16 protein-coding genes are annotated in these 24,353 nt (G+C 61.1%); 8 read left to right on the forward strand and 8 right to left on the reverse strand.

Features of this window, described 5'->3' with window-relative positions; all coding sequences use genetic code 11:
• Nucleotides 1-44: 44 nt before the first annotated feature.
• Complete coding sequence (locus DN745_RS10375) at nt 45-1,220, reverse strand: cysteine desulfurase family protein (protein ID WP_162687593.1); 1,176 nt, start codon at nt 1,218-1,220, stop codon at nt 45-47.
• Between the two features lie 360 nt (nt 1,221-1,580).
• On the opposite strand from DN745_RS10375, the gene DN745_RS10380 reads away from it, so the two are divergent.
• The 4 genes from DN745_RS10380 (at nt 1,581) to DN745_RS10395 (ending at nt 7,360) form a co-directional block, all read left to right on the forward strand.
• Nucleotides 1,581-2,735, forward strand: coding sequence for a DUF5018 domain-containing protein (locus tag DN745_RS10380; protein ID WP_162687594.1), 1,155 nt, complete (start codon nt 1,581-1,583; stop codon nt 2,733-2,735).
• Nucleotides 2,736-3,078: 343 nt separating this feature from the next.
• The gene (locus DN745_RS10385) at nt 3,079-4,494 is read left to right on the forward strand and encodes a hypothetical protein (RefSeq protein WP_133621781.1); all 1,416 of its coding nucleotides are present in this window, start codon (nt 3,079-3,081) and stop codon (nt 4,492-4,494) included.
• A gap of 354 nt (nt 4,495-4,848) precedes the next feature.
• Nucleotides 4,849-6,405 (forward strand): hypothetical protein, encoded by a 1,557-nt coding sequence (locus tag DN745_RS10390; RefSeq protein WP_111334615.1) that lies wholly within the window; start codon nt 4,849-4,851, stop codon nt 6,403-6,405.
• A gap of 157 nt (nt 6,406-6,562) precedes the next feature.
• Nucleotides 6,563-7,360 (forward strand): hypothetical protein, encoded by a 798-nt coding sequence (locus DN745_RS10395; RefSeq protein WP_111334616.1) that lies wholly within the window; start codon nt 6,563-6,565, stop codon nt 7,358-7,360.
• Nucleotides 7,361-7,465: 105 nt separating this feature from the next.
• On the opposite strand, the gene DN745_RS10400 is transcribed toward DN745_RS10395, so the two are convergent.
• A complete protein-coding gene (locus DN745_RS10400) occupies nt 7,466-8,455 on the reverse strand; it encodes a class I SAM-dependent methyltransferase (RefSeq protein WP_204354965.1) in 990 nt (329 codons plus the stop codon).
• A 188-nt stretch (nt 8,456-8,643) separates the two neighbouring features.
• On the opposite strand from DN745_RS10400, the gene DN745_RS10405 reads away from it, so the two are divergent.
• On the forward strand, nt 8,644-9,036 hold the full coding sequence (locus tag DN745_RS10405; RefSeq protein ID WP_111334618.1) for a hotdog domain-containing protein: 393 nt from the start codon (nt 8,644-8,646) through the stop codon (nt 9,034-9,036).
• Nucleotide 9,037: 1 nt separating this feature from the next.
• Here DN745_RS10405 and DN745_RS10410 read toward each other — a convergent pair whose 3' ends face one another.
• From DN745_RS10410 to DN745_RS10430, 5 genes are all read right to left on the reverse strand, one after another.
• Nucleotides 9,038-9,445, reverse strand: a complete 408-nt coding sequence (locus DN745_RS10410; RefSeq protein ID WP_111334619.1) for a PilZ domain-containing protein — start codon at nt 9,443-9,445, stop codon at nt 9,038-9,040.
• Between the two features lie 320 nt (nt 9,446-9,765).
• Nucleotides 9,766-11,694 (reverse strand): receptor L domain-containing protein, encoded by a 1,929-nt coding sequence (locus DN745_RS10415; RefSeq protein ID WP_133621780.1) that lies wholly within the window; start codon nt 11,692-11,694, stop codon nt 9,766-9,768.
• Between the two features lie 590 nt (nt 11,695-12,284).
• A complete protein-coding gene (locus DN745_RS10420; RefSeq protein ID WP_133621779.1) occupies nt 12,285-13,679 on the reverse strand; it encodes an RCC1 domain-containing protein in 1,395 nt (464 codons plus the stop codon).
• A 255-nt stretch (nt 13,680-13,934) separates the two neighbouring features.
• Nucleotides 13,935-16,394 (reverse strand): AAA family ATPase, encoded by a 2,460-nt coding sequence (locus tag DN745_RS10425; RefSeq protein ID WP_111334624.1) that lies wholly within the window; start codon nt 16,392-16,394, stop codon nt 13,935-13,937.
• Nucleotides 16,391-19,729: an AAA family ATPase gene (locus tag DN745_RS10430; protein WP_111334626.1), complete on the reverse strand. Its 3,339-nt coding sequence runs from the start codon at nt 19,727-19,729 to the stop codon at nt 16,391-16,393. Before DN745_RS10430 ends, DN745_RS10425 begins: the two co-directional genes overlap by 4 nt.
• 291 nt (nt 19,730-20,020) lie before the next feature.
• Here DN745_RS10430 and DN745_RS10435 point away from each other — a divergent pair, with 291 nt between their 5' ends.
• The 3 genes from DN745_RS10435 to DN745_RS10445 all read left to right on the forward strand — a co-directional run bounded on the left by DN745_RS10435 (nt 20,021) and on the right by DN745_RS10445 (nt 23,908).
• Nucleotides 20,021-21,718 (forward strand): potassium channel family protein, encoded by a 1,698-nt coding sequence (locus DN745_RS10435; protein ID WP_111334628.1) that lies wholly within the window; start codon nt 20,021-20,023, stop codon nt 21,716-21,718.
• Nucleotides 21,719-21,825: 107 nt separating this feature from the next.
• Nucleotides 21,826-22,608, forward strand: a complete 783-nt coding sequence (locus DN745_RS10440; RefSeq protein ID WP_204354966.1) for a sulfite exporter TauE/SafE family protein — start codon at nt 21,826-21,828, stop codon at nt 22,606-22,608.
• 52 nt (nt 22,609-22,660) lie between these two features.
• Nucleotides 22,661-23,908, forward strand: coding sequence for an Nramp family divalent metal transporter (locus DN745_RS10445; protein WP_204354967.1), 1,248 nt, complete (start codon nt 22,661-22,663; stop codon nt 23,906-23,908).
• A gap of 42 nt (nt 23,909-23,950) precedes the next feature.
• Here the strand turns inward: DN745_RS10445 and DN745_RS10450 are convergent, their stop codons facing one another.
• Nucleotides 23,951-24,304: a tRNA-binding protein gene (locus DN745_RS10450; RefSeq protein WP_111334632.1), complete on the reverse strand. Its 354-nt coding sequence runs from the start codon at nt 24,302-24,304 to the stop codon at nt 23,951-23,953.
• Nucleotides 24,305-24,353: the final 49 nt, after the last annotated feature.

Below are 24,353 nucleotides of genomic sequence, written 5' to 3' on the forward strand. Positions count from 1 at the left end.
GTAAATACTGCCCGAGAAACCTAAACGATTGCAAATGCTCAGGTTTAACCCTGCGCGGCGTAGCCGCTCAGGCGGGTGACGAGCACGCCGACGCGCTTGGCCGCCTCGACCAGATCCTCCTCAGGGGTCGACGGCCCGAAGCTAAACCGCACCGATCGCCGGGCGTCGCGCTCCTCAAAGCCCATCGCCAGCACCACGTGACTCGGCTCCAGGGAGCCCGCCGTGCAGGCCGACCCGCTCGACGCCGACACCCCTTCGAGGTCCAGCGCGAGCAGCAGATCTTCGCCGTCGATGCCCTTGAACGCGACGTTCAAGGTATTGGGAAGATGATTCTCCAGGTCGCCGCGCAGCTCGTACTCGATTGATTGCTCGGCCAACGCCTCCAAAAAGACCGCCCGCTTTTTGCGCAGCGCCTCGCCCCACGCCTCGCCCTGCTCGGCCAGGGCTTTGAGCGCCCCGCTCAAACCCGCGGCGGCCGGCACATTCTCGGTGCCCGGGCGTCGCCCGCGCTCCTGATGCCCGCCGGCGAGGGTCGCCTCAATTTTAAGGCCCTCACGCGCGACGATCGCGCCGATTCCCTTCGGGCCGCCCATCTTATGAAAAGACAGCGCCATCAGATCAACACCCGCCGCCTCAAAGTCGACCGGCACCCGCCCGAGGGCCTGGGTCGCGTCGACATGCAAAAGCGCGCCGAACTCGTGGACGAGCGCGGCGATCTCATCGATCGGGTAGACATTGCCAACTTCGTTATTGGCCCACATCACGCTGACCATCGTGGGCGAGGCGAGCTGCGAATCTTCGGCCGCAGCCTCGACAAAGCGCGCGCGCAGCCACGCCAGGTCCAGACGTCCGCGCGAGTCCACCGGCCACACCACGCAGGGCACCTCTTTTTGGCCGAGCTCGCGCACGACCTCCATCACCGAGGGATGCTCCACGGCGCTCGACACCAGCGACGGCCGCGCATGCTCCACGATATGATGGCGAAGCACCTGATTATTGCTCTCGGTCGCCCCGCCCGTCAGCACCACCGACTGAGCCTTGGCGCCCACGGCCGTGGCCACCGCGCGCCTGGCCCGCTCGATCACGGTGCGCGCGACCTGCCCCTCGTGATGCACGCTCGACGCGTTGCCATGCACGCCCGAGAGCGCCTCGATCATCGCATCACGGGCTTCGGGGAGCATCGGTGCGGTCGCGTTCCAATCTAGATAAATACGTTTCACGTCCATCCTCTCAACGGGTCGTTACTCGCCGCGGGATCTTCTTAAGCGGGTCGCTTCATTTGGTGGCCACTGATTCGCCGGCGCCTCGATGGGCGTTTGATAAAACCCGCGCCTGCGCCTGCAGTGGTTGCCCCAGCGACATGCGTTCTGTCAAATGCGGCCGACATTAGCGCCCCCCTGGCGACCCATCGCAGCCAATCTTCTCGCTCTTTGCGATGATCGCCTTAAATTTAATCGTGTTCGCCGCGCGCGTTGACCATTCGACGGGCTGCGGCGCGCGCTATTGGAGCAACTCCGGGTTCTAAATCATTCGCGAAGCCGTGTTATTTCCGCCCCGAATCACCCATGAGGCCGGATGCCATGATGAATACATGCACAGTGCGGATCGACCTCGATCACGACGCCCCGGGCACCGACGCCGCCGCGCCGGTCTATACGCCGGAGGATAAACTGGTGGGGACCGCGATTATCACGGTGCTTGAGCCGCAGCGCGATGTGCGCGTGGTGCTCACTCGCAAGTGGATTTCGCAGGCGCATCATACCCAGTCGTCTGGCGGCGAAGATGTGATCTTGCTCTTTGAGGGCGACTGGCTCGAGCCGAATACCCACCGATTCCCCTTCATCTTCCACATACCGCCGGGCCCCTATTCCTATCACGGCCACCTCCTCGACGTGGATTGGGTGCTGGAAGCACGCGTCGAGAACGCGAGCGAGGCGCTGCTTTGCGAGCAGCGCAAATTCATCCTCGAGGCCAGCGGCAACGAGCGAGAGTTTATCCGCGGCGACCTGATGCCCGAGGCGTTGCGCGCCGCAGATCTTAAAAAACACTCGCGCCGCGCCCTCCAGTGGGTCGCCACGATGCTCCTATTATTGGTGGGCATCGCCCTACTCTATCCGAACGTCGCCGCGATTTCCGGGGCGCATTGGTCAACGCTTTTGGGGGGATTGGCGGCGATAATCCTCGCGGCCTATCTGGCCCGACGCACGCTGCGCCGCGGGGATTCCGCGCCCAATACAGGATGGAGCATCTTGCCGGTGCGAAGCGACTATGAGGCCGAACCCGGCGACAGCGTCTCCTTTGTGGTCGAGTTAAAGCCCAACTTTAAGACCTCGACGCGCAGGGTGACCGCGTCGCTTCGCGGCGTCGAACAAATCTGGAAAAACCGCAAAATGCCCGCCGAAGCAAGCGACGCCCCCCACGCCTCCGCCTCGCCGGAGGCCGCCAATGATGCCCCTCAGGTCGAGCGCCACCACTTCTTCGAGGAACCGGTTAAGATTGAGCCGATGGACGCTCAGGACCCCGAGAAGCACTCAAAGAATACCTACCGCGTGCGCTTTCGCGTGCCCTCCGACGCCCCCTATTCGTTCTATTGCCCCAGCGCCTCGGTCACCTGGGCGATTGAAGTCCACGTCGATGTGGGCAGTTGGCCGGATTGGCGCCGCGACTTCCCGATCATCGTTCGCCCCAATATTGACGGCGAAAAAGGCGCTTCCCCGACCGCCCTGCGCTCCTAAACCCGCGTAAACCTCCGGGCCCAACCCCACCAAAAGCCCAGCAAAAACCCAGTAAAAACAATTATTTGTCGTTTTTTTCATCTTTTTTTGACGAAAAACCCCTCGATAGGGGCATTTTTTTGCCCAAAACCCCGCTGCAATTACAGCCAGGCTGCATAAATCCGCTATTTGCAAACACACTTGACGTATAAAAAAGATTCTTTAACATCGCTCGACCTGAAGAGAAATCAACATAACACGTTGATTTATAACAACTTTTCAGAAAAGCGAATCGATAGTCGATTCAAAAAATCACATAACATTCCGGGACGTTTCCGGCATACATAAGTAGTACGGCATGACGATGAATTCACGAGCCTCGCTCAATAAATCGTTGCTTTATATCGCCCTCATCACATTCACTATTTTGGCCAACGCCTGTGGAGACGCCGCAGACTCGCCATATTTAGAAGACGATGAAAACAGCACGAACCTCGGCGGAGACTTCCAATCGCCGGGAATCCAGAACTACGGGGACAACACTCCGATCAGTACCGGAAAATACTCAACCGACGACCTGATCGAACGCGAGAAGGCCGCCAAAGCAGAGAACCCAGACGCTGCGACGCCCCCGGCGAGTGACACACCGCCCGCGAGCGACCCGGCGCCTTCGACAGACACGCCCCCCGCAAGTGACCCCGCGCCCGCTGATGCGACCCCTCCGGCCGATGACCCCGCGCCGACACCGCCAGCGTCGAATAGCGTGAGTTCCACGGACTTTTTGAGCAAATCGACCACCCGCGCGATGTGGGTGTGGAACGAAAATCCCAACGCGCAGCAGCTTCTGGAGAATACCGGTGGCGCCCAGGACGAGCTCTTCGCTTTCCTGGCCACCCCGCACGGCCAGGCCAATCGCGCGATTAACCGCCTCTTCTTCGAAGCCCGTGGCTATTCGAACGAGAACCGCTTCGAGAGCGTGCGCACGCCGACCTATGACCCGATCAAGACCGCCGCGGACCAGCAGAATATGCGCAGCTTCCTGGCGCGCGCTCACGCCCAGGGCGTGGCAGTTGAGTACCTCGACGGCCAGGCTATTTGGGTCGCCAGTGACGCGAACGCCCAGGCGCCCAAAGATATCTGCCGCGACGTGATCGCCTTTAATAAGACGACCACCAACGTCGCCGAGCGCTTCGACGGCATCCACCTGGATATCGAACCGCACACTGTCCAGAGCGGCTCGTACGCCGGCGTCTGGTGGGAGAACCGACTTCCCGGCGGGTATAACGCCGAGTGGACCGCGCGCTGGAAGGATATCCTGAACTCCTGCCGCCAGCAGATCGAGAGCTATGTCGCCGAAACCGGCCACCGCATCACCCTCTCCTCTGACCTTGGCACCGACTACGCGCATTATAACGCGCCGATCCTGGAGTTCCTCAACCGCAGCGGCGGCCCGTTGGACTACCTGACGATCATGAACTATTTCGACAACCGCCCGAATAGCCAGGGACAGCCGAGCTATTTCCACGGCGATAACTCCGAGGGCGAAGTAGTCGGCGGCGTCGTCCAGAACCTCGCCGCGTGGAGTCAGTTGCCGCTGCTCTTCGCCATGGAGACCGGCCCCGAGAGCATCGCCTCGGACGCCCAATCCTTCTACCAGGAGGGTTATGGCGCGCTCTATGCCACCGTCGACACCCTGCTCGCGAATTACGCGTCGGACCGCAATATCGGCGTCGGTTTTCACCACTACTCCCCGCAGAGCTATCGCGATATGAAGCCCTAAGTACTTAGGCATCGCTTAGTCTCGCGATTCAATCGAGCCCGCCCGGAAAGTAAATTTCCGGGCGGGCTTTTTCGTCGATAGGCGGCCCTGGCAGTAGAGGCATCTTCCCTATTCGGGTCGGTCGGTTTAGTTTCCTGATATTATCGCCACCCATTGGAGTATCGATTAGCCAATATGGATATACCCTACTCCCGCGCCGACGCGCGTCATCGCTCCCACAGCAGCCAGACAGCAGCGGCGACGCGCAGTGAAATGCTGGCACGCATCATGCACTACGCAGCACCATGCCAACGCGCATTCGGATAATTGGATAGTTTTCGGCAATCCGCCGCGTAAACCACCGAGGAGATTAAAATGAATTCGAAGCTAAATATGAAATCTCGCACGATGATACTTCTGGCCGGCGGCCTCTTCTGCACCAGCGCGCTGGTCGCGTGCGGCGACGACGACGCAAATAACGCCCAACCGGTCGAGCATCAGAGCGCTCACCAGGCGCTTGGCGAAAACCTTCAATTCGCCGTCGAGGACCTGAACCAGGCGCTGGGGTACCTGCGCACCGACACCAAATTTGGCATCGCAACCGCTGTCAGCGCGCTCGACCAGCAGTCCGAGGACTGCACCGAGCCCGCGTTCCCCGATGAGAACGGCGACACCTTCGACTGCGTCGTCGTCGAGGAAGTACGCGCCGAGGAGCAGCTCCAGGACGGCGCCGACGCCATCATCGAGGAGCTCAACGCACGCGTCTTCCTCGAGTCGAATATCGAGGAAGAGACCGACACCAAGATCACCTATTTGGTCAGCGGCGACACCTTCTGCACCGAAGATGAGGGGGAAGACTGCGTCGCCGATATCGACGCATTGCAACTGCGCCTGGCGGTCACCTCGCCGGCGGCCGGTGATTTCAATATCTCGGTGATGGTCGGTGAGGCGCGCTTCAACCCGCTCGATGTCGAATTGCACCGCGCCAAACTCGCCGCGGAGATCGACCTGGCCGAATTGCGCCCGACCATGGAGTTGATGGCCTCCATCGATGACGCCACCCTGGATGACCTGCCCACTCTGATGCAGGGACGCATTCGCGCCGAGCTGGCCCACACCGCCACCACGGCCACCGCGACCATCGATATTCAGGAGAAGATCATCGCCAGCGGCAATGATTGGAGCGTGAAGATCGACCCGGCGGCGCCGGCCGCGCGCTTCAGCGTCGACAGCGGCACCAATATGCTCCAAGCCCTGCTCGCCCTGAAGCCGGTCGAGATTCAGGCGCCGGTGAGTGAAACCGAAGTCGTCTGGGATTCCGAGGGCGGAGAGACCGAAACCACCACCGAATACGACATCCTCGCGCAAGTCGCCGGGGCGAGCTTCACGCTGGACTATCTGGTCGGTGAAGACCGCGTCGAGATCAACAATATCGGCCTTGGAGCCGCCCAATCCACCCTCGATATCGACGGGCACCGCGTTCTGGAAGTTGACCTCAACGCCAACGACGGCCGCGCGATGAACCTCGAAATCGAAGCCATCGGCGACGAGGGAGCCAAGATTACGATGACCCCCGGCATGGACCTCGCGCTGATGATCAAGCTCATGGAGGTGCAACAGCACTTCAATGACATCCAGGACTGGATGCTCGACGATATGATCAACATCGCCTTCAACGGCGCGGCCGCTCCAAAACTGCGCATCGAGGACGGTGAAGTTGAGGTCCTCGAGGGCACCCTCTCGATGAGCTCGACCTCTGCGAATATCGATGTCGAGATTGCTGCTGGTCAGTGCATGATCGATGACAACGCGAGCCCGAGCGTAGGCGGCGGAATCGAAGGTGGCGGAATCGAAGGCGAGATCGGCGCAGACGGCGAGATGGAAGAAGGCGCACACCCCATGTCGGGCATCAGCGCCGGCACCTGCGGATAATGCGCATCGCTTCACCCAGCAATGAGCCCGGACACGCGACGGGCTCATTGCTAACCCCCTGGAATGAAACGATAATCTCAAACTGTTGCTTAGGATAACACCGCGATGACATTTCGTCTTTCGGTGTTATTTTCGTTTCAATACCAGGAAAGGCCGTATGAAATTCATCTCACGATTTACCCCCATTATGCTGGCGGCGCCCCTCACCCTCATCGCAGCAACGGCGACCGCGGAGCCCGTCGGCGCCGTCGTCACCCCAGAAATCACCAGTCAAACAGAAGTTCCTGATCTCAGCGGCACCTGGGCGCAAAAAGTAGTCACCAGCGCAGTGTCCAAGGTTTCGATGATCGGCGAGGTGATCTCCCAAACCGTCGCGATTAATCAGGTTCAAATAAAGCAGAATGGGCGAGAAATCACCGTCACCACCAAGCCCTGCTCGGTGGAATTGCTCAGCGACCAGTCGATGATTAAACCGCAGATCCCGCGCTCCTATATCGACGCGATGGACACTCACACGCGCAAGGCGACGCTGCAGGGTGACGCCGGCAAATATTCGCTCGTGATGCCCGGGCGAACGACCGTTTTGGGCGCGAACCTGAAGAGTTTGGACGACGCATTGCCCACCGAGCCCAATGATCCGCGCGTGGTCGACCCGGACAAGGACGGCCAACCGGGCATGACGATGAGCATCACCGGGTTGGTGAAGAGCGACCTCTATCTGGTCCAAAAACACTGGGACAAGATGAAGGGACAGCTTCTGCCAGGCGACCGAATCGCCGGCGAAGTCACCTGGAAAACCAACCAGGTCATCCTCGGGGCGACCAGCCGTATGGTCGGCGACAGCCCGGCGAGTTCGCCGCACCCGGACAAAAAGCAGAGCTATTTTCGCATGACCCGCGTCGACGAGGCGGACCAATGCCAAAATATCGTGAGCAAGAAAAAAGAGCTCTTTTAACGCCGACCGCCCTCCTCGCACAAACACATACCTCGCCCAGACACAAAAAGGCCGCCCCCGGAAACTCCCCGGGGGCGGCCTTTCTTCGAATCAAGTCACGTCGACTTAGTTCGCGGCTTCGTCCGACTCTGCGGCTTCATCCGCCTCAACAGCTTCTTCCTCGACGACCTTACGGAACTTCAGGGTCATCCGGTCGCTCTCGCCGATCTCGAGGTATTTCTCGCGATCGGTGTCGCCGAGCTTAAGCGACGGCGGCAGCGTCCACACGCCTTCGGGGTGGTCGGCGGTGTCTTTGGGGTTGGCGTTAATCTCCGAGGCCTCGACCAGCTCAAACCCAGCAGCCTCGGCGCGCTCGATGACGTAGGAGGTCGGGACATAACCGGTCTTGGCGATCTCCATCACGTCCATGCCTTCGGCCTCTTTGGCGCGATGCTCAACGACGCCAAAGATTCCGCCGGGCTTCAGGACTTTATAGGACTCGGCGAAAATCTCGTCCATGATTCCCTGGGTGATAAACCCGTGGAGGCTGCGGAACGTCAACACCATATCGGCGCTGCCTTCGGCGCCGATGTCGACCTTTACGCCCGGCTGAAGCATGCCGGAGTGCACGTTCTTCGAGAAGAGCGGGTCATTCTTAAGGCGCTCCTCGAAGTTATTGTAGATGCGGTTCGTATAATGGTCGGGCTGGTCGGTCTTCGGCGCGAAGCTCGCCGCGATCAGGTGTCCGTCGACGAGCACGGGCGCGAGGACCTCGGTGTACCAACCGCCGCCGGGCCAGATCTCAACGACCGTCATATCCGGCTTGATGCCGAAGAAGTTCAGCGTCTCGACCGGATGACGATATTTATTGCGCGCGATATTTTGCTCGGAGCGCGCCGGATTCTCAGCGGCGACCGTGAGCGCCTGCTCCATCACTTTGGCGCTGGCGCCTGCTTCAAGGTCTGCCTTCGACTTGTCAGCCGACGCCTTCGCGGATGCTTCCGCCGAGGTCGCGGCCTCTTGGCCAGCCTTATTCATACCGTCTTTGAGTTGAGCGGTCGCGCCGTTACAGGCGACCAAAGCGAGAGCCAACGATGCAACAATCATAATACGCATAAATATCTCCAAGTTGGGTTAGATGTTCGCGGCGTCTATAACACCATTATTTCGAGCTGTCAGCCCTGCTAGAAATCCCGCGCAGCTCTGCGCTAACCCGCCCGATTGCCGATCGTTTTGCGGTCGTTATAATGGGCCAGCTGCCCCGACAATCATCAATTTTACTCGGCACTCATGGAGATGAACCAATGAATGAACAACCCAGAACGCATCTTGAGATTAATCCCGAATTATGCGGCGAAGTGGTGGCGCTAGCGGTTGGCCGCGCGCAGGTTGAGCTGGTCGCAACCTCGGTGATGGCGGCCGATGAACGAGGGCTCGTTCATGGAGGCTTTGTGTTCGGTCTGGCCGATTACGCGGCGATGCTCGCGGTCAACGACCCCAATGTCGTACTTGGGGCGGCCGAAGCCCGCTTTCTGGCGCCTGTGACGGTCGGCCAAAAGATCATCGCATACGCTGAAGTTGAAGAGGAGGCGGGGAAGAAGCGACGGGTCGAGGCTTACGCGAAGGTGGGCGATGTCGAGGTGTTTCGGGCGAAGTTCACGGCGTTTGTACTCGAGAAACACGTCCTCGACCAATAATTCAGAAATCCGAGCCGCTAAATAGGAGGGCATCGCTGAGCTCGATATATTCGTGCAGGCTCTCCTTTCCGCGCGGCGAGAGCTGCAGAAACTCCACCCCAAAACCGCAGGGCTCCTCGGGGGTATCTCCGGCTTCGGGGCGGCTCCAGGCCACGCGCGCAATCGCGCGGATGGGTTCCTCGCAATTCGGCAATTTAAACGCCAATTTGCACTCTACGCCGTGCTCCGGAATTTGCTCAGTCGCGACAAATAGCCCTCCCGAACTGATGTCGTTTGAGACACCGGTATATTGGCGAGAATCGATCATCCAGGCGACCTTCACCCGCAAATCATGACGGTCTTGCTCCCGCTTATCAGGGGTAAAAAAGTCCGCATCGTAAAATACGTCTTCCCAATCGATCTCGTTCATCGGTTCTTACGTCCCAAAAGAGGTAGAGGGTCTCACAACTAGTATAGCGCAAAACTCAACCCTAGTTAAAGGCTCTAATAAACTACTCTTCAGCCGACTTGCAAGCATATGCCCCGAGCATGTCCGGGCGGATTGCGAGAGCAGGCAGCTCAACATCTCGAGCGCAAACCCGGGCAATAGCAGGTCGCCGACCAAGATAGCACTAAAACGGTGAAAATCCCCGGAGGAGCGAAGCTCTCCGGGGATTTACTTTACCAGGCAAAAGCACGAGCGCGGCCAGGTTAGGCGCCGTTAGTCCCGACGCCCTCACCGACTAATGCTTAGCGCTCTCCCCGGCGACGGTCTTCCCCGCGGCCGTCATTGCCACGGTCGGAGTGGCCGCTATCGCAGCGATGATGACCGTATCCATTGCCTTGATGCTCGCGGTGCCCGCGGCCCCGCTGGTTCCGATGACCGTCCTCGGAATCGCGCGGGCAACAGCGATGGTGACCATACCCATTGCCTTGATGCTCGCGGTGCCCGCGGCCCCGCTGGTTCCGATGACCGTCCTCGCAGTCCCAGTCCCAATCGCAACCGTCACTCCAGTCACCATCACAGTCGTCCCAATCATCGTCACACTCGTGATCACAATCGTCGTCACAATCATCATCACACTCGTGATCGCAATTATCGCAACCATTGTCGCAGTCATCACAATCGTCGTCGCAATCGTCGTCACAACCGCTATCGCAGTCATCACAATCGTCGCTGCAATCGTCGTCACAACCGTCGTCACAGTAATCGCAATCGTCGTCGCCGTTATCACCGCAATCGTCATCGCACTCGTGATCACAGCCGTCGTCGCAATCATCATCGCAGTCATGGTCGCAATCGTCGTCGTCGCCATCATCACCGCAGTCGTCGTCGCATTCGTCGTCGCAGTCATGATCGCAATCGTCGCCGCACTCATGCTCGTGCTCACAGTCCTCATGCGGAGGCGGCTCGCACTCGCCGTCACAATCCGGGTTGGGTTTGCACGCGCCATCGGCGCAGGCGCACCAGCGCGGAATCTCGACCCACGGGATGCGACATTCGGCGTAGTTCGCCTCGGTCGTAATATCCCCCGCGCACTCGACGATCTGAGCGATCAGCTCATCGATCTGGCACTGCGACCAGCGGAAGTTATGCGTGATATCAATGTCGCCGCCGACGTAGACCAGGCAGTCCAACTCGACCCTGGCCAATACCGGGTTGCGCACGATTTCCAAGAGGCCGCCGATGCTGGCGAGGTTCGGGGCGATCAACGCCCGAAGGCTGGGGTTATAGTGGACGTAGAACGCCCCACCGACCGTGGTCAGGCTCGGCAGGCACAGGTATTTCAGCCGCTGGCTATGCTCGAAAATAAATAGACCACAGACCTCCTCCAGGCACGGAAGAAGCAATTTGGTCAGGGCGTTCATGCCGGCGAAGATCATATCGCCGCCGACCTTTCGAAGACTCTCAAAGGAGACGGTGTGAACCTTCTGGTTATTAAAGACGTGAAGATTGCCGCCGGTCTCTTCGAGACAGTCAATCTTGACCGATTTTAATTGCTGATTGCCTTCGATGACCAGGCCATCGCCGACATATTTAAGCTTCGGAAGACGCACATATTCGAGGACGGCATTGTCGCTGATCGTGAGATATTTACTGACCGAGCGCAGCCCCTTCAGCTTGCTTAGGTTAAGGACGTCTTCGGTGTCCTGGATGAGGACGTGCCCCTCAACGTCGAAGCAATCGAGCCCCGCGTACGCGTCGAGGTCGGACGCCTCGTCGATAATGACGTCATAGCCGATAATCACACAGCCATCGCTGCCCGCCCCGGGATAGCTATTGCCCTCTCCCGAGTAGTCATTGGTCGGGGTCGGGTAGGGATTCCCCACGGGTGGAGAAGTCGGAGCGCCGGGAATCCGGGTGGGTCCATCCACCTCCCCGACCGGTGGCAGGCCCGGAAAACGGTCCCGGATATCAGCGGCCGGAGGCTGGTTGGGTCCCGGCACAGGCAATTCAAACTCGCTTCGCCCCACGCGCTCAGGATCGACCGCGAGGCGCGCCTCGGCGCCTGGCGAACCCGCGAATGTACGGTCTCCTTCAGGAACCGCCTGCGCCGAGCCTTGCGGCGATTGCTCCCCGAAACCATTGGCGTCACCGCAGCCAACCCCGGCGACCATGAGCAGCGCTACCAGCGATGCACACCACCCAGTCAGTACTCTTCGTCTTTGATGATTCACGATGCGTTTTCCCCCATTGGAAATTAATAAATACAACGGTTCATACAGCGCTGTGCCGCTCGCGATGCATCGCGAGCGGTTCTGCAGTGATATGCATCAAGCCTGAGGTCCTCATAGCACTCAAACTAACCAGAGATTGCTATCTTAAAAGGGGCTTTTTTCTATTTCTCTGTGCACCCCCTCCCCAACTCCCCTCCCAGGCAAGATGCGCCCGCCTCCGGAACACTCTCCCCGCTGCCATTGCAAACTTTGCAGGGGTCTTCCACGCGGCGAAATCCCACGTAACGACCGCGCCCCAGACACCCGGGGCACACAATCTTTGCGACCGCCGCTGGACGCGGATTATCTGCGTCCAGCGGCATCGACGTGGGGGTATTCAGAACGTGGCGAACGTAGTCGGTGAGGTTAATCTTCGCCATTTTTATGCTCTCAACAAAAGGACATCGATCACTGCGTGCTCTACGCGCGTCGCCCGATGCAGGGCCGCCGCGTCCCGGCAACCCTGCGCGGTCGAGCATAAGGGAAAACTAACCACGGATTCGCGCCAGGCTCAGCTCAAGTTGGCGGCTCTCGCGGCGGCGTGGAAGCAATCAGCGGCAATCGACGCGCCTTGGCCGCCGCTGCTGGGTCTGAGCGCCACCGCCAAGCTGCCCATCTTGCCCGCGCCCCCAACACTGCAAATATCCACGCAGTGTCAGCCCACAGATATGGCGTCCGCCCGCACGAATCTCGCTAAACTCCAGCGCGCCTGCCGCCGGCGTTGGCTCAAGATAACTCGACGCGACGCCGTCGACGCCCAGGCTTCCCTGCTGATTATCCCCCCAACAATAGACCCGCCCGCTGCCCCGCAGCGCGCAGGTGCGCGACCCTCCCGCTGTCACGCTCTTGAATAGCACCTCTTCGCCGGCCACCCGCGGATGCATCCGCGAGGTCGTGGTGCCGTCCCCTAATTGCCCCTGCTCATTATTGCCCCAACAATAGATCCGCTCCTGCTCGGTCAGCGCGCAGGTATGCGCCGCGCCGGCCGACACCTGGGTCACATAGTCGGGAATATCTACCCAGGACGGCACATTAATCGCGTCAAAATCACCCTGCGCGGTCTGCCCGAAGTGGTTCGCCCCCCAGCAAAGCATGCGCCCGTCGCGCGTCGCCGCGCAGGCGTGGTCAGCACCAAGCGACAGATCCACAAAATCGAGCACCGCCTCAATCTCGACGGCCCCGTCCACAGGCACCGACGTCCCCACGCCGAGCTGGCTATATTGGTTGCGCCCCCAGCAATAGACCTCGCCGGCGGTGCTCAGCGCGCAACTATGGTCGGCGCCGCTGTCGACCTTGACGATATCGGCGTTGAGCTCAACGCGGGTCGGCGCGCTCACAAACGCCGCGCCCCCCGGAAGCGCCTGGCCGAAGTGATTGTCACCCCAGCAATAGACCTGGGCATCGGCGCCCACCGCACACCCGTGCCCACGGCCCGCGCTGACCTGCCCGAGTCGAGCCTGCGTCGCCGGCCATACCCCTGTCGCCTCACCGCCCCCAAAGCAGCGCAACGCGCCCGCTCGACTGGTCACACAGGTCAAATCCCCGCGGGCGGCAAGGTGTCCGTCGGCATAAATATTGTCGACGATGCCGTCGCAATCATCGTCGTTTCCGTCGCACATCTCGACGCCCTCATTTTGCGGCGCACACACACATTCATCTCCCTGCGCTGCAGCGTCACTCCCTTCCGCGCAGCGGTCTTTGCACCCGCTCGGATCGCCGCACCAACCCGACTCAAGTCGCTCACCCGGGCATCCGCCCTCACCCGAACACTCGGGCAGCACCTGCGGAAAGCCGGGGAGTCTCGGCAAACCGCCCTCCGACGCCCCCGGCCGCAGCGGGTCTCCCTCACGCGTCTCATAGGTGTCAGCGTCCGGCGAGTCGCCGTCCTCCTGCCCCTGCGCGACCTCGCCCAGGGACCAGGTCCGCTGGGCCGAATCATCAGTCATGCCGCACCCCGCCTGGCACCAAACGCCCAGCAACACGACCATCCAAACCCCCAAGAACCTGCATTTTATATGGATACACATCGCTCTACTCTCCTTGTCGATGATTGATATCAAAACCAGTGAGACCGCCGTTTCGGGTCTCACAATGGTTATCGACAGCGGGCGAGTATTCGTTGCCTTGGAGCGACGAAAATCGCCGCCTGAAAGGCGGCATTGCGCGATTTTATTTTAGACTTTCTATTTTTAAAGACCCGCTCACACCTGCTCAAGCGACGGCAGACCGTCGACCATGCGAAACTCGAGGGTGGCGTCGCGAAGGCCGGATTCGGCCGAGACGGTATTGGCGAGGATGGCAGTGATATGACTCTCGACCACCTGGCGCAGGGGACGGGCGCCGTAGCGCTCGTCGAAGCCCACGCGGATCAGGTATTCGATGACCGGGTCGGCCACGCGGACCTGGATATTTCGGCGCTTGAGCCCTTCGCGGCTCAAGGCCTCTTCGAGGGCGCGCTCGACCAGGCGGCGCGCGGTGCCGCGGCCCAGCGAGTCGAAGGCAATAATGCGGTCGATGCGGCCGACAAATTCCGGGCGAAAAAACGCCTCGACCGCGCTGCGGAAATGTTGGCGCTCGGCGAGCTGGCGCTTGGCGGCGGCGTCGGGCCCGGCGGCGTCAAAGCCAAAGGACTCCGGGCCCTCGCTGCCCAGGTTGGAGGTCATGATGATGACCGAGCCGGTCATGGAGACCGTTTGGCCCAGCGCGTCGGTGATTCGCCCCTCGCCCATGACCTGCAGGAGCAGGTCGAAGACGCTGGAGTGGGCCTTCTCGATCTCATCGAGCAGGATGACCTGAAAGGGTTGCTCCCGCACTTTTCGCACCAGCGCGCCCTGCTCGCCCTTATAGCGCCCGACCAGGCGCGCGGCCGACCAGGGGTCCTGAAACTCGCTCATATCAAAGCGCACCATGCGCTCTTCGCTGCCGAATAGGTAGCGCGCCAGCGTCAGCGCGGTCTGGGTCTTTCCGACGCCGGTGGGGCCGAGGAAAAAATAGCTCCCGAAGGGGCGCTTCGGGGGATTGAGCCCGGCGCGAATCACCGCGACCAGGTCGACCATCGCGGCGACCGCGTCGGGCTGGTCGAAGATGGCATCGCCGAAGAACTTTTCGACGCGTGAGACGTCGAAGTCGGCGGCGGCGTCGAGCAATTCGCGCGGCAAGCCGGTCTGCGAGGCGAAGGCCTCGATGGCGTGCTCGGGCTGAAGTTCGGGGCGGTCTTCGCTCTCGGCCTGGACGCCGCGCGTACGATGGGTCCTGGCCATGCGCTCGGCCAGGTCAACCGCCGGCCCGGGATAGCCCGAGGCGTTCGGGAAGCGCCCGGTGAGCTCGATGATGCGCTGGCGCGTCGCGGCCGACAGGCGAACACCGTGCTCGCGCCCGAGGCGAAAGCTCACGCGCTCCAGCACCGCGTCGGTCTGCGCCGGCGACATCGCCTCGACCGGCAGCCGGCGCAGCGCGCGCAAAAAACTCGGCTGGCGCTGCTCGATATGGGCGAGCTGCTCGGGGCGCGCCTCGCTCACCAGCACCAGGTCGCCCGACAGAATATGCGGCAAGAGCAGCCCCGGGATTCCGTTGGCGTATTTTTCGTTGCCCGACGCCTCCAAAAGCTCGACCAGGTTGTCGGCGAATAAGATGGCGCCGGTGCGCCGCGCCTCGGCGATCACCTCGATCACCCGCTCCTGCCATTCCCCCAGGTAGCGCATCCCCGCCATCAGGCGCCCGCCGCTGATCTGCCAGACCTTGGTGTCCGACAAAGCCGCCACCGCGCGGGCGTCGCGCCCCTTGCCCTTGGCCGAGAGCATCCGCCCGACCGCGTCGTAGACGATGGCGGTCTTTCCGACCCCGGGTGGCCCGACCAGAAGAACACTTCGCTCCCACTCATCGGAGAGATAATTGAGCAAAGTGTCGACCTCGGCCTTGCGCTCAAACGCGCGCGGCGCGTCCTTTTTTGCCAGGCGTACGTGCAGCGGCTCACCCACAGCTTCCAGGGTCGGCGCGGAGTTTTCCTGGTCATTTACTTGCACCGACGGCGCGGCTTCGATTCGGATCTTGAGCGGATATGCCTCGAAGGTGCGCTTCTCAAAGCGCGCGTCTGCGGCCAACTCCGACCCCTCGGCGGGCTGCAAAAACTCGGAGAGCTCATCGAGGCGTTGGTCGACCATATAATATTGGCAAAGGTGCTCGCGGATGGCCAACTCGAGTTGGTCGGTGTCGGCGACCTCGAATTGCAGCGGGACCTCGGGCAAAAAGACCTCCAGGTAGTCCCGAAAAAACGTCGCGCCATCGCCCTTGCCTGCCGGGTTCTCGCCGGGCTTTGGCGCCGACTTTTTGACCCAACGCGTGGCAACCAACAGGTTCAAAGTCGCCTGAAAAAGCCGACGCCGCTGCCCCACCGGGATGCTCACCTTCATGGTGCGCATCTGAATCGGGGGCTTGGCGGCCGCCTCTTTTTTTGCCCCACCCTGCTCCGACGACGAGATATTATGCCGAAAGCGCCAGGGCTCGGCCTCGGCGACCTTCTCGACGAGCTGTTCCATGCGGTCCACCGCCTCCTCGGGCGTGTCCGCGACCGCCGCCAGCGAGTCCTCGCCGAAGAGATACGCGGTGGTGCGATGAGGGCGGATATCCAGCACGATATCGAGTTCGAGGAAATACAGGCTCATTCGGACTCCAGCGAGGCGTTCTCAAAGTTCAGGGCGAGGCGCTCAAAAACCAGGCGCTTCGCGAAATCCGACGCGTTCGCGCGCGCCGGCGGCAAGGCGCGCCGCGTGGCGAGCCGAGGTTGGCTAAGCTGGCTATTTTCAAGGACAAATTCGACATCAAAACGCTCGCCAGGCGTCGCGGAATCCTCGCGCGCCTCGAGGTGCCGAAGCAGCAGCGAGTTCTCGGAACTGCCTGCAGATTCGGCGCTCAAGAGCGCCAAGCCATGATGGCCGTGCGAGGCCGGCATCGGCGCCCACATATAGCCGGCGAGCGCCTCAAACGCGGCGCGGATGCCCGGGTGCTCGGCCGAAAATGCCAGCGCGGAGACCTGCGCGAGGTCGGCGCCGGCCTCCTTCCACCCATCGCTCGTCCAGGCGGCTTCGGCCATATTGATATTTAGCCCCTGCGCCAGCGCGCGCATCCACCGCTGCCAATGGGCGAGGATATCGGCGGTGTTGCCCGACAATCCCTCGACGATCAGCGTGGCCTGGTCGGCGGGAGCGGCGGCCAGCGAGAGCGCCTGCGTGCGCGACCAACTCAGCTCTCCAAAAATCTGGTCGACCAACTCATTCCACCGGTGCAATCGGGGCTTATCGAAGCTCTCGAGATCGGGCATCTCCCAGGCGCCGGTTTGCTCCGGGTCCACCAGCCCCTCGATGCGCTGGCGAAGCTCGCGCAGGCGCTGGCGGAAGATCTCGCGCTGGCGCACGCGCTCGGCGATCTCGTGGGCGAGCGGCTCGTCGCCAAGCTGGGCGCCGTTAGCCGCACGCGCGTTGAGCTCATTGAGCGCCTCGACATAATCACGGTCAACCTGCGCGCGTTGCGGGCTGGCCTCCAGCGCCTCAAGTCCCTGGATCAGGTATTCCAGGCGCGTTTGCAGGCGATCGGCTGCGCCTTCGAGTGAGTCGCCGTCGCTATGATCGACGAATAACTCGACGCCAACGGGCCGAAGTTCGACCCGCGCGGCTTCGTTTAATTGCAATAATTTCAGGTCCAATTCGCCGACCCCGTCCACACCGAGCAGCGCGCGAGTCAGGCCCTTCTTATTCGGGTCATGCCCGGCGAGCATGCGCGCCAGGGGCGTGATGAGGCGTTGCTCGATGCGATGCGAGAGCGTGCGCGCGCCGTAGCGCCGGTCGACGGTATCGCCCACCAGATGCTCGACGAGGCGCCGGTCCACGTCGACCATCACCCGCCCCTGCCGAAGCCCGCGGCGCTCCAACAGCTCGCGCAGCGTGCGCTGCGCGATGCGCTTAAGCGTGCGCGCCGACAGCGGCTGATAGGGAATCACCCGGTCGATGCGATTGAATAGCTCCGGGCGAAAAAACTGCTGGGCCGCCCGGCGATAATGTAATTGGCGATCCTTCTCAGAGGTCGGGCTAAACCCAAGCCAGCGGTCTTCGGAGCCCGCGCCGAGGTTCGAGGTCATCAACACCACGGTGTTGGAGAAGTCGACGGTTCGCCCCGCCGCGTCGCTCAGGCGACCGTCGCCCAGAAGTTGCAACAATAGGTCGAGCGCCATCGGGTGAGACTTTTCGATCTCGTCGAAGAGCAGCACGCAAAAGGGCTGAATGCGCACCCGGCCGGTCAACTCACCATCGGGCTCATGGGTCGTGCCGATCAGCCGCGTGCTGGCCGACGCCTCGCTGAACTCACTCATATCAAAGCGCACCAGGCGGTCGCGCCCGCCGAAGAGATCTTCGGCCAGGGCCTTGGCCGTCTCGGTCTTACCGACGCCGCTGGGGCCGATGAGCAAGAAGCTGCCGAGCGGGCGTTTGGGGTCGCATAAGCCCTGCTCGGTCGCCACGATCAACGCGCTCAGCACCTCGGTCGCCTGGGGCTGGTCGAATACCCGACTGACGAACGCGCGCTCCACCTCGGCCGGCTCACGCCCCTGGCCTGGCACGAGCAATCGCATGGGCAAACCGGTCTGGCGATGCACCACCTCGGCGACCCATTGCGGGTCGATGCGCACCTCGTATTCGGAGGCATCGCTGAGTTTTCGCACGCCGGCCGAGAAACACTGGCGCGCCAGGCGAATCGCCTTGCCGGGGAATGCCTCCTGGCGAAAATAACGCGCCGAGAGCCGCACTATCGACTCAACCGCGTCCGGGGTAAATCGCACCCGCTGCTGGGCCTCAAGCGCGCGCACCAATTCGTTGAGGATGGTGATGGTCGGGTCGGCCTCGAGCGCGGGCACCTGAATCCGACGGAAGCGATCGACGAAGCCCGCGGCCTCGCCGCGCGCCGCCTCAAAGGTCGCCTCGGTCGCCTCGGCGATCACGCTAAAGCGCCCCTGCTCCAGATACGGTTCGATAAAGCGCGCGACGCTCGAATCGCCCTGATAGGTTCGGCCCGCGCGCACAAGCCCGAGCAAATCATCGACGGCGAGCACGTCATTTCGGGCCTCTAACTCGCTGCAGAGCGCCTCGGCGCGCTGCTCCCACTGCCCGATGATGCTCATGCCGGCGATGATCCGGTCGCCGCTGGTCTGCCAGATATCGCGCCGCTGCTGGTAGGCGCGCTGCATCTCCAGCGTCTGGCGCGCGGCCTCCTCGATCAGCGCGCTCTTGCCGGCGCCCTTGGGCCCGACCAGGCAGATATGCGACGCGCGCTCGGCGGTCATCACCTCGACCAATTCGTCGATGATCTCCTGGCGCCCGTAGGCGCGCCGAAGGCTCTTATCATCGGCGTGATGGGTGAGGTTTGTCGCGACCTTCGACAGCGCTTCGGGTCGGCGCATGCGGCCCGCGGGGCGATCTTCGTCATCGTCGCGCGAGTCCACCGACGGGAAGCCAAGATCGACCTCAATGGTCTCCATGCGCGCGGGATACTCCGCGGTGAGCACCGAAAAATCACTGATATGATTCGCCTCAGCCCATTGCTCCGCCCACGCGCACAGCCCCTCATAGACATCGTCCATGCGCTCCACGGCGAAGCAGGCCCCGGGCAGCAGCGGAATCCACACATGAATCAGGTCATCGCCGGGCAGACGCCCCGCGATCACGTGGGTCCACGTGCCCATGCGCACCGGCGGGCGATCGGGGTCGATGCGCCGATGCAGGTCCACCCAAAAATTGAGCATCTGCGGGTTCTTCGGCCCCAGCAGGCTGTGCAGATCCCCGGGCGCGATGCCGCCATGCACCATCTCAAGCGCCCGAAACATCAGCTCTTCTTTGAGCCGCGCGGGGCTGCTGCCCTCGACCGGATGCGCGAGCAAATTAACCCAGGGGATGGACGCACGAAAATGCCCCTTCTGGGGCTGAGCGACGTAAATTGAGAGCGTGAGTTTCACGAGGTGATATATGCCGTGCTGAAAGAAATTGGGTAACTATGGTGCGATTCGGCCGAGATATAGCGCGCCAGCCCGCCAGATACAAAGACGCTCTTAGCAATCCGCGCTCGCCAACGCTATCCTATCGGCGTTCTATCGTTATATATGTCGCCACCGGCAAAGAACATCGCCTTTACAAACGCGCGACGCGAAGGCATTGGAACACATCCGAATTTCGGTGCAAAATAGCCGAACTTAAATGCGGGGCGAAGCCGAAATTCGCCCCAAAATTTCAATTATAGATGGTATTTTATGAAGGCGCTCAGCACACAACTCTCGTTTTTTTTGGGAAATAAGGAGATTAAACGCAATCTCCCTCTACTCTTCAAAATCATCGGCGTCCTCATAGCGATGTTGGTCGTCTTCACCGTGATCTTCCATATGATCATGGTCTACGAGGGGCAGAAGCACTCCTGGATCACCGGGCTGTATTGGACGCTGACGGTCATGAGCACCCTGGGGTTCGGCGATATCACCTTCCACAGCGACCTGGGCCGGCTCTTCAGCATCCTGGTGCTGATCACCGGCATCATCATGGTGCTGATCGTGCTGCCCTTCGCGTTTATCCGCTTCTTTTATGCGCCCTTTTTGGAGGAGCAAATCCGCTCGCGCGCCCCGCGAAGCCTGGCGCCCGAGACCGAATCGCATGTCATTATTTGCTCCTATGACGCCATCACCCCGGGGCTCATCAGCCGCCTGGAGCGCGACAATATCGAATATGTCCTCATCGAAGAGGACCCGACCGCCGCGGCCAATTGGATCTCCGACGGCATCAAAACGGTCGTGGGCGAGGTCGACAATAAGGAGACCTATAGCCGAATCCGCGCGTCTCAGGCGCGCATGATCGTCGCCAATCGCGACGATATGATGAACACGAATATCACGCTGACGGTGCGCGAGGTCGCGCCGAACGTGCCGATCGCGGCGTTCTCCAGCGACCATAACGCCCGCGATATTCTCGAGCTCAGCGGCGCCACCCACACCCTGCCGCTGAAGCAATGGCTCGGCGAGCAATTGGCCAACCGCATCAACGTGCTGAACTCGAAGCTTCATTTTATCGGCGAGTACGAGACCCTTAAAATCGCCGAGCTCTCGGTGCAGGACACCCCGCTTTGCGGCAAGACCATCCGCGAGACCAAATTACGCGAGGAGACCGGCCTGACCATCGTCGGCGTCTGGGACCGCGGGCCGCTGCGCACCGCGCGCCCCAATATGCTGCTGACCGACTCGAGCGTCCCGGTGGTCATGGGAACGGAGTCGCAATTTGACAAATTGCAGGCGTTGATCGAAGGTGGCGACGCAAATGACACCCCTGTGCTCCTCATCGGAGGTGGTACGGTTGGGGCAGCCGCGGCCCGCGCGCTCGCTGCCCAGAATGTCGACGTCCACCTGGTCGAGCGTGACCGGAAGCGTTGCAATAACCTCGCCGGGGATTGCGTCACTGTTTTCCCTGGAGATGCCGCCGATTACGAGCTCTTAAGCGAAGCCGGCATCACCGAGGCACACGCGGTTTTACTGACAACCAACGACGATGCGATCAACGTGTATCTGGCAGCCTATTGTCGCCGCCTGAATCCCAAAACACGCATCGTCAGCCGCATCACCCATGAGCGCAATATCGAAGCGCTCTACCGGGCTGGTGCCGATTTCGTCCTGAGTTATACGACTCTGGCGATCGACGCGATAAGCGCCATCCTCAAGGATCGGAAGCTGGTCGTTTTGGGCGAAGGGGTTGACCTCTTTGCCCGAAAGCTCCCCCTCTCATTGGAAGGAAAGACGCTCGCCGCCAGCGGCATTGGCGCCCTAACCGGGCTCAACGTCATCGCCCTGAAAAAGGACGACGAGCTGATTACGAACTTTCTTCCAACGCTCGAACTCGAGCACGATATGGAATTACTCTTGGTCGGCTCCGACGAAGAGGTCCATAAATTTAGCGAAATCTTTGGCTGATTTTGCGCGGATATTCTTGCCCACTGAGTGCAACTCATTAGAGGCGGAACGGGAGGTTTCCGTCTTAAGAACGCCGTAAATCCCATCACTCAAAATCTGGATATCCAGTGAGTCTTGGACTTATTTTCTTACTCATGACAATTGCGCTCATTGGTGGTATATGTATCACTACCATTGGGCCAGGTGGCATTTTCGTCACCATCGCACTCTTTGCGCTCTTGGACCTCACTCCAAGTACGGTGGCAGGAACCGCCAGCGCAACCTTTATCGCAACAGGCATTGTTGGCAGCCTGGCGTATTTACGCTCAGGCGAGCTTTCGAAACCCGGCGCACGCCGCGCAGCCCTTGTTTTGGGCGCGGCCAGCGTCATCGGCGCGTTTGCCGGCGCCCAACTCAACACCATACTCGACGCGCGCCTCTTCGGAATAATGCTCGGCGCCTTCGTTTTATTGACTGGGTTAATCATTTTAATCCGCAGGGTTATGGGCTTGAGCAGCGACGCTGACTTCGAGCTCAACACCCCGAAAGCGGATATCGCAATGGTCGCGATTGGGCTCGGCGTCGGTCTGCCGGGCGGACTATTGGGAGTCGGTGGGCCTGTGCTGGCCGTTCCCATCATGGTGGTCCTGGGCGTGCCGATGCTCGTTGGCGTCGCCCTCGCGCAAGTACAATCCATTTTCATCGCAGCGTTCGCCACCGTTGGCTTTGCCATCCACGGCGCAATTGACTGGTCACTGGCCTTGTTGGTCGGCGTCCCGCTGCTCATAGGCACCGTCGCCGGGTGGTATCTGGCGCGACGCATTAACCCCGACCGACTCCAACTCGGTCTGGCCGCGGTCCTCATTGGGCTGGGCGCTTATCTCCTAATTGGCGGAGGCACCCTCAACTAAGCATATCGACGAACCCGAAATTAAAAATTCACGCACTTAACCCTGAGATTCCATGACCTTTATACAGTCCAATATCAAGAAATTCTTCGACCGCTTTGGTCTTTCGTTCGTAATGGTCGCCAGTTATTTCGGCTCCGGCTCGATCTTCATCGCAAGCCAGGCAGGGGTCGAATACGGCTATCTGCTCATCTGGGCCGTCGTTTGCGCTGTGTTACTCGGCGTCATGGCCCAGGATATGAGCGCGCGCCTGGGCATCTTTGGCGACACCCTGATGGGGTTTATTCGCAAAAGGCTGGGCAAAAAGCTGGCCCTGGGGCTGGCGCTATTTCTTTCTATTGGCTGTATCGCCTGGACGCTCGGGTTGACCGCCGCGGTCGGCATGAGCGTGGAGCTTTTGACCGGCGGCGTCGTGCCCTGGCAGGTCACCGCGGTGGTCGCCGGAGTCTTGGCCATTATCACCGGCATCCTCGACTATAAGCATGTCGAGAAAGTCGTCACCGGCATGATGATCTTGCTGCTGCTGCTCTATGTCGTGGTTGCGGGTTCAAGCTCGCCGTCATTTACGGGCATCCTGGGCGGCTTCATCCCACGCATCCCCGATATGGGCGCGATGCTGCTCGGCGCCGGACTCCTGGGCACCACCGCCCTGTGGCCGAACTTCTTTTTGGAGTCGATCCTGGTGCGGCGAAAGGGCTGGAATTCCGAGCGCCACGTTAAGAGCATGCGCTCGGACCTGTTTTTGGGATACGCCGTCGGCGGCGCGATCACCATCTGCATCATCGTCGTCGCTGCGGCCGTGCTTGTCCCCGCCGGCATCACCGAACTCGCCACCTTCATGACCCCGGGCGAGGCGCTCGCCGAGGTCCTGGGAGACTGGGCGAAGACCGCGTTTTTGCTCGGAGTGATCGCCGCATCCTTCAATAGCATCATCCCGATCATGTGGACGGTCCCATTCATGATTCTGGAGGCCATCGACCATCCCCAAAAAGAACAGGGAACCCACACCTTCCAGGCGGTCTACGCCGGCGGCACGCTCATCGGCCTGCTCTCGCCGCTGTTCGCCCTGGTCACCGGTCTGAGCGTGGTCGAAATGGTCGTCCTTTTCCCGACCTTCAACGGCGTCTTCGGCCTGCCCATCACCGCGGCGCTGCTCTTCTGGGCGGTCAACGACAGGAAGACGATGGGCGAGCACGTAAATAGCTGGAAGCTCAACCTCATCAATATCGTACTGGTGGTCTTCTCGGCCTACGTGGCGATTAAATCGGTGCGCGGCGTCCTCGAGAAACTCTTCGGCGGCTAAGGATTTCGCCCCCAACCGACCCCACCCAATCACGGCAGCCGCTCAGCAAAGCCGGCTGCCGTTGGGGACCGGCCTATCGGGGCGCGCAAGAATCACCGCCCCACCCTCCTCCTCATAAAACCCGGTGACCAGCACCTCGGACATCATCGGGCCAATCTGCTTAGGCGCAAAATTCACCACACAGAGCACCTGGGTGCCGACAAGCTCGTCGGCGTGATAGCGCGCGGTTATCTGCGCGCTGCTCTTCTTCACCCCCAGTGACTCGCCGAGGTCCACCCACAACTTATAAGCCGGCCTGCGCGCCTCCTCGAAGACCTCCGCGCGGACCACCGTGCCCACCCGCAGCTCCACCCGCTGGAAATCCTGCCAAGAGATAAAATCGTCGGATGTCGTCATCTTCCTTTTCTCCTCAATCATGATTCATGGGTTAAGATATTCGACTGCG

Origin of the sequence: Bradymonas sediminis (genome assembly GCF_003258315.1) — a bacterium.
Lineage (GTDB): Bacteria > Myxococcota_A > Bradymonadia > Bradymonadales > Bradymonadaceae > Bradymonas > Bradymonas sediminis.